Origin of the sequence: Mucilaginibacter boryungensis (assembly GCF_015221995.1) — a bacterium.
Lineage (GTDB): Bacteria > Bacteroidota > Bacteroidia > Sphingobacteriales > Sphingobacteriaceae > Mucilaginibacter > Mucilaginibacter boryungensis.
The window spans coordinates 2198679-2214384 of sequence record NZ_JADFFM010000001.1 but is presented as its reverse complement, the minus strand read 5'-3'; the positions used below and the strand labels follow the sequence as shown (position 1 = coordinate 2214384).

At 41.9% G+C, this 15706-nt stretch carries 14 protein-coding genes; 7 read left to right on the top strand and 7 right to left on the bottom strand.

Features of this window, described 5'->3' with window-relative positions:
* Window positions 1–3: 3 nt before the first annotated feature.
* Window positions 4–813 carry an MlaE family ABC transporter permease gene (locus IRJ18_RS09230; protein WP_194105891.1) on the bottom strand — a complete coding sequence of 270 codons (810 nt, stop codon included), beginning with the start codon at window positions 811–813 and terminating at the stop codon, window positions 4–6.
* A gap of 278 nt (window positions 814–1091) precedes the next feature.
* Between IRJ18_RS09230 and IRJ18_RS09225 the strand changes: the two genes are divergently transcribed.
* Together IRJ18_RS09225 and IRJ18_RS09220 are read left to right on the top strand one after the other, a co-directional pair.
* Window positions 1092–2285, top strand: a complete 1194-nt coding sequence (locus tag IRJ18_RS09225) for an aldose epimerase family protein (protein ID WP_194105890.1) — start codon at window positions 1092–1094, stop codon at window positions 2283–2285.
* A gap of 168 nt (window positions 2286–2453) precedes the next feature.
* The gene (locus tag IRJ18_RS09220; RefSeq protein WP_194105889.1) at window positions 2454–2696 is read left to right on the top strand and encodes a hypothetical protein; all 243 of its coding nucleotides are present in this window, start codon (window positions 2454–2456) and stop codon (window positions 2694–2696) included.
* Window positions 2697–2764: 68 nt separating this feature from the next.
* On the opposite strand, the gene IRJ18_RS09215 is transcribed toward IRJ18_RS09220, so the two are convergent.
* Window positions 2765–3949, bottom strand: a complete 1185-nt coding sequence (locus tag IRJ18_RS09215) for an MFS transporter (RefSeq protein ID WP_228072662.1) — start codon at window positions 3947–3949, stop codon at window positions 2765–2767.
* Window positions 3950–4107: 158 nt separating this feature from the next.
* Between IRJ18_RS09215 and IRJ18_RS09210 the strand changes: the two genes are divergently transcribed.
* Together IRJ18_RS09210 and IRJ18_RS09205 are read left to right on the top strand one after the other, a co-directional pair.
* Window positions 4108–4809 (top strand): hypothetical protein, encoded by a 702-nt coding sequence (locus tag IRJ18_RS09210; protein WP_194105888.1) that lies wholly within the window; start codon window positions 4108–4110, stop codon window positions 4807–4809.
* 128 nt (window positions 4810–4937) lie between these two features.
* Entirely contained in the window at window positions 4938–6635 is a 1698-nt protein-coding gene (locus IRJ18_RS09205; protein ID WP_194105887.1) for an amino acid permease, read from the top strand.
* Between the two features lie 7 nt (window positions 6636–6642).
* On the opposite strand, the gene IRJ18_RS09200 is transcribed toward IRJ18_RS09205, so the two are convergent.
* Window positions 6643–7056 (bottom strand): organic hydroperoxide resistance protein, encoded by a 414-nt coding sequence (locus tag IRJ18_RS09200; RefSeq protein ID WP_194105886.1) that lies wholly within the window; start codon window positions 7054–7056, stop codon window positions 6643–6645.
* Window positions 7057–7098: 42 nt separating this feature from the next.
* The gene (locus tag IRJ18_RS09195; RefSeq protein WP_194105885.1) at window positions 7099–7716 is read right to left on the bottom strand and encodes a hypothetical protein; all 618 of its coding nucleotides are present in this window, start codon (window positions 7714–7716) and stop codon (window positions 7099–7101) included.
* Between the two features lie 160 nt (window positions 7717–7876).
* Here IRJ18_RS09195 and IRJ18_RS09190 point away from each other — a divergent pair, with 160 nt between their 5' ends.
* Window positions 7877–10687 (top strand): PQQ-binding-like beta-propeller repeat protein, encoded by a 2811-nt coding sequence (locus tag IRJ18_RS09190; RefSeq protein ID WP_194105884.1) that lies wholly within the window; start codon window positions 7877–7879, stop codon window positions 10685–10687.
* 740 nt (window positions 10688–11427) lie between these two features.
* Here IRJ18_RS09190 and IRJ18_RS09185 read toward each other — a convergent pair.
* The 3 genes from IRJ18_RS09185 to IRJ18_RS09175 all read right to left on the bottom strand — a co-directional run bounded on the left by IRJ18_RS09185 (window position 11428) and on the right by IRJ18_RS09175 (window position 13596).
* Window positions 11428–12177 (bottom strand): copper homeostasis protein CutC, encoded by a 750-nt coding sequence (locus tag IRJ18_RS09185; RefSeq protein WP_194105883.1) that lies wholly within the window; start codon window positions 12175–12177, stop codon window positions 11428–11430.
* A 61-nt stretch (window positions 12178–12238) separates the two neighbouring features.
* Entirely contained in the window at window positions 12239–13252 is a 1014-nt protein-coding gene (locus IRJ18_RS09180) for a N(4)-(beta-N-acetylglucosaminyl)-L-asparaginase (RefSeq protein WP_194105882.1), read from the bottom strand.
* A 77-nt stretch (window positions 13253–13329) separates the two neighbouring features.
* Window positions 13330–13596 (bottom strand): putative signal transducing protein, encoded by a 267-nt coding sequence (locus IRJ18_RS09175; RefSeq protein ID WP_228072658.1) that lies wholly within the window; start codon window positions 13594–13596, stop codon window positions 13330–13332.
* Window positions 13597–13652: 56 nt separating this feature from the next.
* Between IRJ18_RS09175 and IRJ18_RS09170 the strand changes: the two genes are divergently transcribed.
* Both IRJ18_RS09170 and IRJ18_RS09165 read left to right on the top strand, forming a co-directional pair.
* Window positions 13653–14621: a helix-turn-helix transcriptional regulator gene (locus tag IRJ18_RS09170; RefSeq protein WP_194105881.1), complete on the top strand. Its 969-nt coding sequence runs from the start codon at window positions 13653–13655 to the stop codon at window positions 14619–14621.
* A gap of 32 nt (window positions 14622–14653) precedes the next feature.
* Complete coding sequence (locus tag IRJ18_RS09165) at window positions 14654–15706, top strand: winged helix DNA-binding domain-containing protein (protein WP_194105880.1); 1053 nt, start codon at window positions 14654–14656, stop codon at window positions 15704–15706.

Genomic DNA, 15706 nt, shown 5'->3' with positions numbered 1-15706 from the left:
ATATTAGCGGAACCAGCCGGCTATCTGTACAATAATTACCTCTTCAATAAATACTAAAAACATAGCCGTAACTACCGATGCATTGGCCGCTTTGCCTACGCCTTCGGTCCCTTTGTCAGCAAAAAAGCCCTGGTAGCAGCTCACTATACCTATGGTAAAACCAAACACAATTGATTTTGCCAACGATGCTTCAAAATCAATAAATGTCAACGGTTCAAAAACCTGTTGCATGTAAGTGCTAAAAGTAGTCCCTTCGCCGGCATTAACATTCAGGAAACCGCCTAATAGGGCAATAAAGCCCACATAAGTGGCTAATAAAGGTATAGCAACGGTTGTAGCAATAACACGGGTGCATACCAAATATTTAAAAGGCTTGGTGCCCGATACCTCCATGGCGTCAATTTGCTCGGTTACCCGCATGGACCCTAATTCGGCACCAATGCTTGAACCTACCTTGCCGGCGGCAATTAAAGCGGTAACCAACGGTGCCAACGCGCGCATAATGGCTATAGAAACTAATCCTGGCAGCCAGGATGTGGCCCCAAATTCAGCTAACGATGGGCGCGATTGCTTAGTGAATATCACACCCACAATAAAGCCTGTAACGGTTATCAGCGTAAAAGAGCGCACACCAACCTGGTAACACTGCTTCACCACTTCATTCCACTCGTAAGGGGGTAAAAATACCTCTTTAAAAAAACGGGCCACAAACAGATAGATACGATAAATACTCAGGAAGAAATCTTCCAGGCCACGTATAAATGAACTGCGTTTTTGGGGTTGTACAGGTGAAAGCTTATCCTCGGTGCTCATTAATTAAAATCATTTTCTTTGCCTGCTTAAACAATTGCCGCTTTTGTTTTGCGATGCAAATGTAATATGTTTAGCCGAATAGCTTTAATGATTTAGTGTTAAGCTAACGTAAATATTGAAAATAGTTGACTTTTTAACTGTAAAAATCAAATTGTTTAAGTAACATCATTCTTTTGACGCTTCTGAAATAGAAAAGATTAGAAATCTTTTTACCAAATTAGCAATTCAGAAATTATTACTGTTAAATTTACAATTATAAACCAACATAAACTTACCAAATGAACAACAGCTTAAAAAAACACTATGCAATAATTTTATTGGCAGGCATTGCGGGCATAACCGCATGTAATCAACCAAAAGGTAGCAGCACAAGTACCACAACCGATAGTACATCAACAAGTACTACTACAAAAACCACCGCAGCCTTACCCGCAGCCGCAGGCTTCCAAAAGACAATTGACGGTAAGAAAACAAACTTGTATTACCTTAAAAATAAAAATGGGGTACAGGCAGCTATTACCAATTGGGGTGGCAGGCTGGTGGGTTTAGTGGTACCTAACAAAGACGGGGTTATGACCGATGTGGTTGTTGGCTTTGACAGCCTGGGCACATACCAGGTAGCCGGCGATTTTTATGGCGCTACTATTGGCCGTTACGGTAACCGTATTGGTAAAGCCACGTTTAGTTTAGAAGGTAAAACTTACAACCTTTCAGTAAATAATGGCCCCAACACCTTACATGGTGGCAAAGAAGGCTTCGATACCAAGGTTTGGGATGCTAAACAGTTGAATGACCATGCTTTGGAAATAGATTATCTGTCTAAAGATGGAGAAATGGGCTTCCCGGGTAACCTGAATGTGAAAGTTGTATATGATTTGCAGGATGATAATAGCTTAAAAATAAGCTATGAAGCTACTACTGATAAACCTACTATAGTAAATTTAACCAACCATGCCTACTGGAACCTGAATGGTTGTGGCAGTGGTACCATATTAGATCATATTTTGCAGATTGATGCTGATGCGTACACGCCTGTTGATACTACCCTGATCCCTACGGGCAAAATCACCCCGGTTGCCGGCACCCCGTTTGATTTTCGTGCAGCAACCGCGATTGGAGCGCGTATAGGGAACAAGGACGAACAATTGAAGAACGGGAAGGGATATGACCATAACTGGGTACTTAACCAACACGATATCGGCAAAGCTATTACAACCCTTGTTGGCGATAAAACAGGCATACAAATGCAGGTTTATACTACCGAGCCTGGCATCCAATTTTATAGCGGGAACTTTATGGCGGGTAAATACGCTATAAAAGGCGGGGCAAAAAACGATTTCCGTACCGGCCTTTGCCTGGAAACACAACATTATCCTGATTCGCCTAATAAGCCAGCTTTCCCAAGTACCGAATTAAAACCAGGTCAAACTTATAAAACCACAACTATTTATAAGTTTTCGGTGAAAAAATAAAGACCGTTAGTCCATCCTACATGTCATTTCGACCGAAGGGAGAAATCTTATACACACGATATATAAAACGTATAAGATTTCCCCTTGTACCTCGTTCGAAATGACATTTTTTGTTATACAGTCAAACTTTTTAGCAGCTAAATGCCTTTCATAATAAAATCTGTTATTATGAACCCATACCAACAAAAATGGCTCGACATATTGCACAAAGCTAACCTGAAAGACTGGGAAATAACGCCGCTTGGCGATGACATCCACATCACCATGCCGCATGTTACCGATTTGAAGGTGATCAGGGATAATCTGCCAACCATCATCGCGCAGCTTTCGCTGGATATGGATGAACCGAAACAGCCTTTAAAGCTGTTCATTAAGAACGGTTACGAAGAATTTGAGTATACTATACATTAAGTCTTAAGTCCTGAGTCGAAGTTTTATTTAGAAAAACAATACGAATCTTAGGACTTCTAACTTTAGACTTAAGAAAGCTTCGCTTTTGTAGATACTACCACCACGCTAACACCCATGGCAGCTATCAGCATAAAGGAATAACGCAGGCTGCCTGTCACGCCGGCAATAAACCCTATAACGGGTGGTCCAACCAAAAAACCTATAAAACCAATGGTTGATACAGCCGCCAATGCCACACCCGGCGACATGGTTTTTGACCGGCCGGCTGCACTATAAACCATGGGCACTACAGATGAAACACCAAAGCCAACAAGCAGGAAGCCGCCGATGGCAGTATATAAATAGGGGCAGGCCACGGCTATGATCAATCCCAACGCGGTAAGCGATCCGCTAACCTGTAAAATGCGTTTTAAGCCAAAGCGGTGCGCAAACCAATCGGCAATAAAGCGGCCGCTGGCCATGGTTAGCATAAAGGCAGTGTAACCTGCGCCAATCCAGGCCCCTTCAGCTGATATCACTTTCTTGAAATAAATTACACTCCAATCAAACATAGCACCTTCGCACATCAGCGAACAAAAGGCTATAATGCCTAACTTAATTAACGATCTATCGGGCATTACAAATACAGGTCCTTCGCTTGCGCCGCTTTTATCATTATTCAGATAGCGCGAACAATAAACCACCCCGGCGATCATCACTATTAATATCATTATAAAATGATGCTGTGGAATGATGTTTTTGCCTATCATAAACGTCCCGATCCCCGCACCGGCAAAGCCAGCCAGGCTCCACAAACCATGAAACGACGCCATGATGGGTTTCCCGTATAGGCGTTCAGCGCTTACGGCCTGGGTATTTACCGCAATATTTACATTATTACTGGCAAAGCCAAAGCATAATAAACAGGTTATCAACTGCCATATTTGTCGCGCGGAACCTAAGCCAACCAGGGCTATCCCATAAAAAGTCACAGCAATAATTAACAGGTTACGGCTACCGGTTTTGCTGATAACCCAACCCGCGAATGGTAAGGATAACATTAAGCCTACTGGTAAGGTGAAAAGAACAGCGCCCAAGGCAGCATCAGTTAAACCTAAAGTTTGCTGTATGCTGGCAATACGCGATGCCCAGCTGGCAAAGCATATCCCCGCAATAAAAAACATGCAGCCTACGGCCATGCGCAGCATTGTTTTGGGATATAAATAAGTAGCCTGTTGTTGCATTGCTGCAAAGGTAGCAAACACAAACTGCATTATGGTTTACTAAGTGTAAAATGTACACAATAGCAATGGCCGCCTGAGCCGAAACTACCTGTATTTGGATTGTATTTATGCCGGCTAAATAATTAATAACCATTCAAATTAGTCAGTAAGCAAAACTTATTTAACGGTTTTACAGTTATTATCCAACCATGAAAAAGATATTAATAAGTTTTAGCATAATACTTGTCGCCCTGATGGGATATAGTCAGGAGGTGACGAAAACTGTAAAATTAGATAGCCTGATCAGTGTAAAACTACCGGCTGATTTTCATAAGCTGGATACACTGGGGCAGCAAACCTATACCGCCAATTCGCGCTATGGATATATTATCATCAGCCGGTCGCCAAATCCACCAACCAATAAGCCTTTAAAAAAGGAGAAGGACCTTAACAACGTTTTTAAGGAGTATATCCGTAAGGTGCAGGCCAGTCTGTCGGAGGGCACCATCACAGACGATCATGATACCATTATTAATAAATTAGAGATCCGTCAGTTTGTATTACGTACGGATACCGGCAGCGGGGTACAACTGCGCAAATTTCAGATATGGTATACCAGGCCGGTAACCTATACTTTCCAGTACTTATATGATGAAGCCAGGCAGGACGTAGCATCTAAAGAGATGAATGCCTTTTTTAAAAGCATTAAATCTCCTCCGGAACTGGACGGTACAGATCAGTATCTCACTTTTGGGAAGTGGCAGGGGTTAAGCGGCGCAACAATAGTATTGATAGTTGCAGGCATTATAATTATTGTGTTTATTATCCTTGTAGTACGCAGGCGACGAAGACACCAGGACGAGCTTGATGAGTTTACGACCAAAGCATCACGCAGAAAAAAGAAAGCATAGCGTAAAATATAAAAGTGCAGCAATAGCTATTGCTGCACTTTGTTTAATAGACTTTTGCGGGCAAGGTTTTAAGTGATTATCACTATGCGAAAAAATCAGTATGTTTGGTTTGCAGATTTAAACACCGTATGTCGAAAAACCTTTTCCGTAAAAAATCTCTCGAACACATTCTTACTGATGTTAAAAGTGGCTTTAGCGATAGCGAACATTCTTCAAACCATTTAAAAAAAGAACTAACCGTTAAGGACCTTACCTTAATGGGGATAGCGGCCGTGGTAGGCGCGGGGATATTCTCTACCATCGGTGAGGCATCTTTTCAGGGAGGGCCGGGTGTTACTATTTTGTTTATCATTACTGCTATTACGTGCGGCTTTTCGGCTTTATGTTATGCTGAATTTGCATCGCGTATACCAGTTGCCGGCAGCGCTTACACTTATGCTTACGCTACTTTTGGCGAACTGATAGCCTGGATTATCGGCTGGGATTTATTGATGGAGTATGCCATTGGTAATATAGCTGTGGCTATATCATGGAGCACTTATTTTGTTAACTTTTTAGAGGGTTTCCATATTCACATGCCCGAATATTTAACCTTAGATTATTTTACAGCATTTAGGGCGCATGAGCAAATTATAGACCTAACTAAAAGCGGCCACCTGGCAGATATAACCGACACCATGAAGACCGCCGCTTTGGCCTGGAATACAGCGCCCGGTATTGGCGGCCTAAAACTGATTGCCAACATACCGGCACTGGCTATTGTAGTTGCTATAACGTATTTGGTTTACGTGGGTATCCGCGAAACTAAGAAAGCTACCAACGCTATGGTGTTTTTAAAGATCGCCATTGTAATTGCGGTAATTATTATCGGCTTCTTTTACGTTACGCCGGCTAACTGGCACCCATTTTTGCCCAATGGGTTCCGGGGGGTAATGAAAGGGGTATCGGGCGTGTTTTTCGCTTATATTGGTTTTGATGCCATATCCACTACAGCCGAAGAGTGCCGGAACCCCCAGCGTGACTTGCCACGCGGGATGATCTATTCACTGGTGATTTGTACTGTGCTCTATATTCTTATCGCTTTAGTATTAACGGGCATGGTGAGTTACAAAAACCTGCAAGTGGGCGATCCGCTGGCTTATGTTTTTATTAAAGTAGGATTGAAAAAGATCAGTTATGTAATATCCATTAGCGCCGTAGTAGCTACCGCAAGTGTATTATTAATATTCCAGTTGGGCCAACCACGTATATGGATGAGCATGAGCAGGGACGGGCTATTGCCAAAAGCATTTTCACGTATCCACCCTAAACATCACACCCCATCATTTGCTACCATTGTAACGGGTTTCGTAGTGGCTATACCCGCATTGTTTATGAACCTTACTGAGGTAACCGATTTGACCAGTATAGGTACTTTATTTGCCTTTGTGCTGGTTTGCGGTGGGGTATTACTTATGCCGCGTGAAGCCGCTGTAAAAGGCCGGTTCCATTTGCCTTATGTTAATTCAAAGTTTATAGTGCCTATACTATTTATTGCCGGGATGTACATTTTCTGGCAACCCTTTACCCATATGTTCTCTGGCGAGAATGTGCACGAGCGTTTTCCGTTTTTTCTGTTTATCTTATTGTCTTTAATCCTTACCATACTATCAGTAGTAAAAAATCTTTCGCTGATACCTGTTTTAGGTTTAATAAGCTGCTTTTATCTTATGACTGAACTTACCTATCAAAGCTGGATACGCTTCCTGGTATGGCTTGTAATAGGCCTGGCGCTGTACTTTACCTATGGGTATAAACATAGTGTGCTGGGAAAGCAAAAGCTGTGATAGCATTTTATACCGCTATTATCTTCACGTCAATATTCCCGCGGGTCGCTTTGCTATATGGGCAACCTTTGTGTGCGGCATCGGCAAGTTTTTGGGTTTTGGCCAAGTCCAGTCCCGGGATATGTACATGTAATTCAGCGGACAGGAAATAAGATGTTTCGCTTTCCCGGTTAAAGCTAATATGTACTTCGGTAGTGGCCCCTGTTACATCTACGCCATCTCGCTTACCAACCGAACCTAGTGCGCCTAAATAACAGCTGCCCCATGCGCCTGCAAACAACAGTTCGGGGTTGGCATAGCCATCCTCGCCGCCCAATGCTTTAGGCTTCTTCATTTCCAGATCAATAATACCGTCTGATGATTTGATGTGACCGTCGCGGCCACCTGTGGCCGTTACTACAGCAGTATATAGCTTTTCCATTATTATCCTTTTTAGGATAAAGAAAAAACGGCGCGGAAGGTTTTAATTTTTGATGGATGCAATTTTTCGGTTAACTAACTTTGATAACTTAATAAACAAAAACAAGCTTACAAAAAAAGGAATGATCTTTAGTATACCGGGATTAATGAGCGCCCATTTTAACCCATATTTATCGTATAATACTGGGGTAAAGCGTACTAATAATACGGAGATTAAGATAATGATGGCAAACGAGCGGTAATAGTTTTTTATCACAGTTTCTTTCACAAGTAACAGGCTAACAATCATATACAGCAACACAGCGTAATTAATATAGGCTGTATAATTGTAAAACACATAGGGCAGGGGCACACGATAAATATTCAGCACCGATAGTATATTAAAATATAGTTGTAGCAACAGGTATACCCACACCGAAATAACAACCCACACTTTCTCGTGATATTGACTTAAACTCCACGCAAGGCCAATATATACCGTTAAACTTAATACCGACATGATAATTTGGATAATAGCCAAAACACTGTTAGATAATATTACGGGCTGGCGGAATACGTCGGTAATAATGGGCTCCTTCAGCCATATCATCAACAATATGAAATAAAGGATGTAAAGACTGTTAGCAATTAGAAATACGGTGAGGGTCTTCTTGTTAAGCATGGCTGTGAAATCTTACATAAACATAATTATTCTTTTTGGTGTTTTGTTTGATTAAGCTATCTGTTTAAGGCTCCTTTTTATAAAGTTACCTGATAAACCGTAAGCAGCTTTCTGAATTTCAGAGTTTTTGTGTTATTTTCACCAATCAATCGCTATCCTGATGCGCAACATCGCTAAACTATTACCGACACTTTTATTGTTATTTGTTATCCATATAAGCCGCGCCCAGGAATTTGGTGGTAACCCGCCATCTATAAAATGGAACCAGGTAAATTCCCCCGAGGTTAAAGTGATATTTCCGATAGGTATGGATAGCGCGGGTAAACGTGTGGCAGCTATTATTTACCAAATGAGCCGGCCTATACTACCAACCATTGGTTATAAGCAAAAACAAATTAGTGTAGTACTGCAAAATCAAAATACAATATCAAACGCATATGTGGGTTTAGCCCCCTTTCGCAGCGAGTTTTACCTTACGCCCGAGCAAAATAGCTTTGAAATAGGTAGCCTTAACTGGGTCGATCAGTTGGCCATACATGAATACCGCCATGTGCAACAATACAATAACTTTAACGTAGGCGCATCGCGTGCTCTGCGCATATTGTTTGGCGAAGCTGGGCAGGCCATTGGGAACGAACTGGCCATCCCTAATTGGTTTTTTGAGGGCGACGCCGTTTATAACGAAACCCATGTAAGTTTACAGGGCAGGGGACGGATCCCTTATTTTTTTAATGGTTACCGGGCCTTGTGGGCCGCTGGCAAGGACTATAGTTACATGAAGTTAAGGAATGGATCGTATGTTGATTACGTGCCCGACCACTACCCCTTAGGCTATATGCTGGTAGCCTACGGCCGGGAAAAGTATGGCAACGATTTCTGGAAAAATGTTACACATGATGCCGCGGCATTCAAAGCTCCTTTTTACCCCTTTCAGAACGGTTTTAAAAGATATGCCGGTGTAGATTTTAATCAATTTAGGACAGGTGCCCTGCAATCTTTCAAACAAAAGTTTAGCGATATGCCGGATGCGCGGCCAAATAAGAAACAGCATTTTATAGCCGACCAGGAATATCCGGCTTATGTAAATGATGAAACATTGATTTACATGAAAAGCTCGTATAAACACCGCGATAAGTTTGTGATGAGAAAAGGGAGTGTTGAGAAAGATATCAGGATAAGGGATATTTCGCTGGATAATTACTTTGCTTATCATAATGGTAAAATTGTTTATGCAGCGTATGTACCTGATCCGCGCTGGGGCTACCGCACGTATAGCGATCTGCGCCTGCTCGATATAAATAGCGGCGAGCAAAAAAAACTAACGCATCACACCAAATATTTTTCGCCAGATTTTAGTAGTGATGGACAACGTATAGTTGCCGTGCAAACAGCCCCATCCGGTAAAACCGAAATACACATTTTAAACGCAGCAGACGGCAAACTGTTAACGGTTGTGCCTAATCCCCAGGATGTGTTTTACACCTATCCTAAGTTTTATGGTGACGATCAGCTGGTTTCTGCGGTACGCAGTAAGGATGGCGCTATGCACATGGCTACTATTGATATTAAAACCGGGAAGATAAATAACCTGCTGTCCACAGCGCTGTCCGCTTTCCCGGTTGTTAAGCATGATACCATTTATTTTTCGGCACCGCTTGGTAACAACGATCGCTTGTTTGCACTGAATGCAAAAAACCGTAAGCTGTACTTGTTAAATACCAATGAAATGAAAGGTGATATTGGCAATTATCAGCCCACGGTAAGCAACAATAAATTGGCGTGGACAAGTTTTACGGCGTACGGCTATCAGGTGCATGAGGCAGACAAAAAAGCAATTACCTGGACGGATATTACAACGAACGGAGCAGGTAGTTTATCCGACTTTGGCATACACTCGTTAGAAAAAGATTCGGCGGCAAACGTGCTGGCAAAAGTGCAGGATGAACCTTTAGCGGTAACCAAATACAGCAAAGCGCATCACCTGTTTAATTTTCATAGCCTGATCCCCGATTTTAATGATCCTAATTATACCATATCGTTAGAAGGGGAAAATGTACTGAACACCTTCCAGTCAAGCCTGTTGTTTAATTATAATCGCGATGAAGGGTATAAAAAATTTGGCTTTGGTGGGGTTTATGGTGGTTTGTATCCTTATTTAACAGGCTCGGTTAACTATACGGTGGACAGGAAAGGGTATTACAAAGGCAACGATGTATACTGGAATGAGACAGAGCTGCGTGTTGGCGCACTCGTGCCGCTTTTGTTTACTAATGGTACGCAGATCACCCGTTTATCATTCGGTACCGATGTAATTTATAATAGCACCAGTTTTCAGGCCGCCTACCGAAACACTTTTGCCGACAGGTCATATACTTATTTAAATAGCAGCATCGCTATCAGCAATCATATTAGCCAGCCCAAACAAAATATCTATCCGCGTTTTGGGCAAAGCCTTTCGTTGAATTATAAATATGCCATACACGGGGCCGATGCAAACCAATTCCTGGTTTCGGGCGCTTTATATTTACCGGGTTTGTTAACTAATCACAACCTTGTTATTACCGGTGCCTTTCAACAAAAAAACAGGAATAGCGTAATTAGTTTCTCTAATAATTTCCCGTTTGCCAGGGGCTATACCGCCGAGAATTTATATCAGTTAGAAAAGGTGGGGGTTAATTATCATTTCCCCATTGCCTATCCCGACGCGGGAATAGCTAATGCCTTTTATATTTCACGTTTGCGGGGTAATTTGTTTTACGATTACACCCATGCTAATGATTTTTTTACTAATGGCAATCCATTTAAAGCCAATTTCAGGTCGGTAGGGGGCGAGGTTTATTTTGATACATCATGGTTTAACCAGGTACCTATAACGCTCGGGATAAGATACAGCCATTTACTGGATGATGATGTGTTTGGTGGCTACGGCCGTAACCGGATAGAACTGATTGTACCTTTAACCCTTTTCTAATTTAAGGGTTAAGTACTGATAGGTATACATCACTTCCTACAATAACTACCCGACTTATTGGTGGGTTTAGTCTTGATCGTTATTTTCTTTATCAAGTAATTTATCAGGTAACGGTATGCCTTCAACTTGAAGGTGTTTTTCCTGCTTGTTTTTCAGAAAGGGATAATGTTCTATGTATCCGTTATAGGTAAATACAGGTTTGTCGCACACAAAACACGAGATTGACCCCTGGTTTAATTTCTCTGTTCTTTGTGACGCTATTATGTAGGTAGATCCACAGGTGCTGCACTCAATTTCAATTCTGATCATTTCGGCTAAAACGCTTAGTATAGGCTAATTATTTAGTTTATTACAAAAAATATGCCTGCTTTCGGTAGTCAACAAAAATACAACTCATCCTGATACAAGCAAATAGGATATGAGATGGCACATTGTTTGCCGTATGATAGTATTACTTTTTGGTTTGATTATGAAAGCATTAACGCCCAAATTAAAAGCAATATTAGAATCGCTGGCGTGCCTTGAACATAAGCAACATCCTACAGTAATAATTAACGACGATGAAACAAGATTAGAATGCTGTTGTCAGAAATTTAAAATACAATGCCTTCATCTTATAAGAAAGATAATATTCATTGAATTTTCCCGATAACGGTCACAAATAAAGCACCTTGTACTAAGGTGGCTAACGCTTATCTCTTAATTAAAAGAATCTGAAATAAAAGGGCTCCTTGCCTCTGCTAATCAACACTATTAGCTAAGCGTATCAGATTTTGTACAACTTTGGGGCTGGTTTCATAAATGGCGTACTCATCTACATAGCGCGTACCCATCATAATGCTGTCATTGCGATATTCCATCTGGCTGTTTACAAGGGCACGTGCTGATGAATGTATTTCTTTTACCCCGGTGTAGTGAACAAGGTCGGCCACGTTCTTTTCACTAATACCGCCGCCAGGCATTATGCTAATACGGCCGTTGGCCTGATCTAATAAATTTTTGACGTTACGGGCACCTTCTATAACGTTTGATTTCCCACCCGACGTTAATAGACGCTCAAAGCCTATATGGATCAAATCTTCCAATGCTTTTTCTTTATCGGCGCAAACATCAAATGCCCTGTGAAAGGTAACGCCCAATCCATGTTGGCGGGCCATATTTACAATTTGACTATTCCGTTCCATATCTACCGAACCGTCTTTATTTAAAATCCCTACTACTATGCCATCGCAGCCAAGCGCAATACTTTGCCGCACATCCGATAACATTACCTGAAACTCTTCTTTAGTATACAAAAAATCACCGCTGCGCGGCCTGATAAGTGTATACAATTTAATATGTAAGTGTTTGCGGGCCACCAGTATATGGCCATGCGATGGGGTAATACCACCCTGATATAAATTATTACATAATTCAACACGTGCGGCACCACCATTTTGGGCTGCAATAGCTGAAGTAGCAGAGTTAGCACAGACCTCTAAAGAGACCATAGTAGAAGTGTGATATTGTTATAGTTAAATATATTCGGAAATTAAACTATAAATATACAATTTAACTTGAATAAATGCTTTTACCTTTTATCAAAATATCCTGTTTTTCCTTATTGCATACGGCAAATGAAAATCCTTTTTGTATCGCGTAAGCACCGTATTCACCTTTTTTGTTAATGGCCAAAAAGCCTACCTGTATATCTTTAGCCGTTTGTGGTTTCTTTTTGATAATGCGGTTTACGGCCTCGCGGCAAGCCTCTTCAGGATGATAGCCCCGGCGCATCAGTTCAACAACTAAAAAGCTGCCCACATTACGTATCACTTCCTCGCCAACCCCAGTTGAGGTAGCACCGCCAACTTCGTTATCTACATATAAGCCTGCCCCAATAATAGGACTATCGCCAACACGGCCGTGCATTTTGAAAGCCATGCCGCTGGTGGTACAAGCCCCGGATATATTACCTTTACTATCAATAGCCAGCATACCAATCGTATCGTGATTGTACTTGTCGCCGCGCATATGCTGCTGGTTTTCAATATTTATTACAGGCTTATATTCCGCTTTCTTTAACCATTCTTTCCAGGCTTTTTCTGATTCGGGAGTTAGCAAGTGCTCTTTATGCAATCCATTTTGAATGGCAAATTGACGAGCGCCATCACCAGCCAGCATTACATGCGGAGTTTTTTCCATTACCATGCGCGCAACAGAAATGGGATGGGCTATATCTTCCATAGCCGCTACCGAACCGCAGTTGCCAAACTCGTCCATAATACAGGCATCAAGTGTAACTATACCATCCCTGTCGGGATAACCAGCCCGGCCAACCGAGTGGTTTTTCAGGTCGGCTTCTGGTATTTTAGCACCGGCTTCTACAGCATCTAACGCGCGGCCGCCCTTTTTTAATACTTCCCATGCCGCAGCATTTGCAGCAATGCCAAAATCCCAGGTTGAAATTACAACAGGTAATGAAGAAGTAGTTATGTCATCGCTGCCTGCTTTTACCATACGTGGTATAAATGTGGCCAGCGACGCGCTGAGGGCTGATAGTTTTATAAATTTACGCCTGTTATACATAATGCTAATATAAATTTTAGCCCCGGTTTAATTTTCATGTATCCTGAATGATACTGATTTGTCCCCTTTAAGTCCTGTTATAACTCGTTTGCCAGGTCAGTATCTTCAGCTAAAATAGCCCGGCATTTTTCAAGGTCATGCTCAAAAATATTTAGTTTAATACCGCCGATAGCCTGGTTATAAAAGGGGTTCGCCGCTAAGGTGTTTTCATCACTTATAAAACAAGGGATGCCATTGTCTTCCAGCCGCCCGCGGACGATGTGGGCCAATACGGGATCATAAAAGGTTTGGAAAATGATGATGTGGCCTTCGTCTTTCATAGCAGTTAAAATAGTATTTTTCAATATTAAGTTTTTTATGGCAAGTAATTTAATCCGATATTGGTTTTTTTATTTACGCTATGAACCGCATCGACCGCATATCTGCTATATTGATACAACTGCAATCCCGCAGAGTGGTAAAGGCTGCAGACATTGCTGAACGCTTTAATATCAGTTTACGCACGGTATACCGCGATGTGAAAACTTTAGAAGAAGCAGGTGTGCCGATAATTGGCGAAGCGGGTATAGGGTATTCTATCATGGACGGTTATCGTTTACCGCCGGTAATGTTTACTAAGGAAGAAGCCACAGCTTTTCTTACCGCCGAAAAGTTTGTAGAGAAGATGACTGATACCGCTACAACAAAACATTATCAATCGGCAATGTATAAAGTGAAATCCGTATTGCGGTCGGCCGATAAAAATATGCTGGAGGACATGGACGAACACATTGCTGTGCTAAAATCCAAAAAACACCAGGGAGATGATAACGATCGGAATGCTTTGCAACCCATATTAAATGGCATAATTAATAAAACCGTTTTAGGGCTGGATTATTTTGCCCTGCATAGCCAGGAAAACAGCAGCCGGCATGTAGAACCTGTCGGTGTGTTTTTTTCGGAAGGTTACTGGCATTTGATAGCTTATTGCCGGTTGCGTAATGATTACCGCGATTTCAGGATAGACCGTATTAAACGGTTATATACTACCGAACTGTATTTCAACAAGCAGCATCCTACATTAAAGCAATACTTATCTAAAGTTGCTACCGAACAAAAATTGCACACCGTGATAATGTGTGTTGATAAGAAGATTGCAGGCCACCTTGACGCGCAGAAGTATTACAGCGGTTTTGTATCGCAGGAAGAATTGGACGACTGCATACAAATGACTTTTTTAACTAATTCGATAGAGGGATTCGCCCGCTGGTATCTGATGTTCGGCGACCAGGCGCAGATCACCAGCCCTGATTATTTAAAGGACAGGATACGGGAGATATTGGATGAAATGGTTAAAAATATTACCAGCCCCGATGTGTTACTGACATAAAGCCCATCAGTGCAAATAGTTGCTTTATTAGTATGGATATCCTGAAACAACGTTTATTAAACCAACAAATTTCAAAACACAACTTCACTAACGCGGCCGACGTTGTGCACTGGTTTGGTGCAATACAGGCACAGGATTATGCCGGGGCCAAATGGGCGCTGTCATTAAGATTAAAGGGCGCGAAAGACACCGTAATAGAAAAATCCTTAGACCGGGGTGAGATACTCCGCACCCATGTAATGCGCCCAACCTGGCATTTTGTTAGTCCTAAAGATATCCGGTGGATGCTGGAGCTGACAGCGCCACGAATAAATGCAGGGAATGCCAGCCGTTACCGTGGGTTTGAACTTACTGAAAAGGTATTGAACAAATGTCACGATATCCTGATCAGATCACTGGAAGGAAGAAAATATCTTACAAGAACCCAACTATCTGAAATATTAAATAAAGCCAATATACCCACACACGAAAATAGGGCAGCCCACATTTTAATGCATGCTGAATTAGCCGGACTAATTTGCAGCGGCCCCCGCAATGGTAACCAGTTTACCTATGCGCTACTGGATGAGCGTGTACCTAAAACCACACCTATTGATTATGATGAAGCCTTGGGGAGATTGGTTGAGCGTTATTTTACAGCGCATGGCCCGGCTACTGTACATGATTGCGCCTGGTGGTCGGGGTTAACTTTAACCGATGTTAAAAAGGGGATAAGTATTACGCAAGCTAAGCTTAATACAGTCACTATAAACAAGCAGGCCTATTGGTTTGCCGCTAATATGCCCGAACCTGCCAGGATGAGTCCGCACATTTACTTATTGCCAAATTATGATGAGTACATTGTAGGCTATGCCGACAGGGCAGCGCTCGCTGCCGTTAGCCATATCAACTCGCGCGACAATGCTCTATTTAGCAATACGGTAATTGTAAAAGGGAAGGTTGCAGGTGTCTGGAAAAAAACGCTGAAAAAAGATAAAATTGAAATAAACCTTGAAAGTTTTGGCAAAATTGAACAAAAGCAACTAAAAAAAGCACTTGATCTATATAGTAAACACACAGACAGAGAAGCAATAATTAAGATTTAA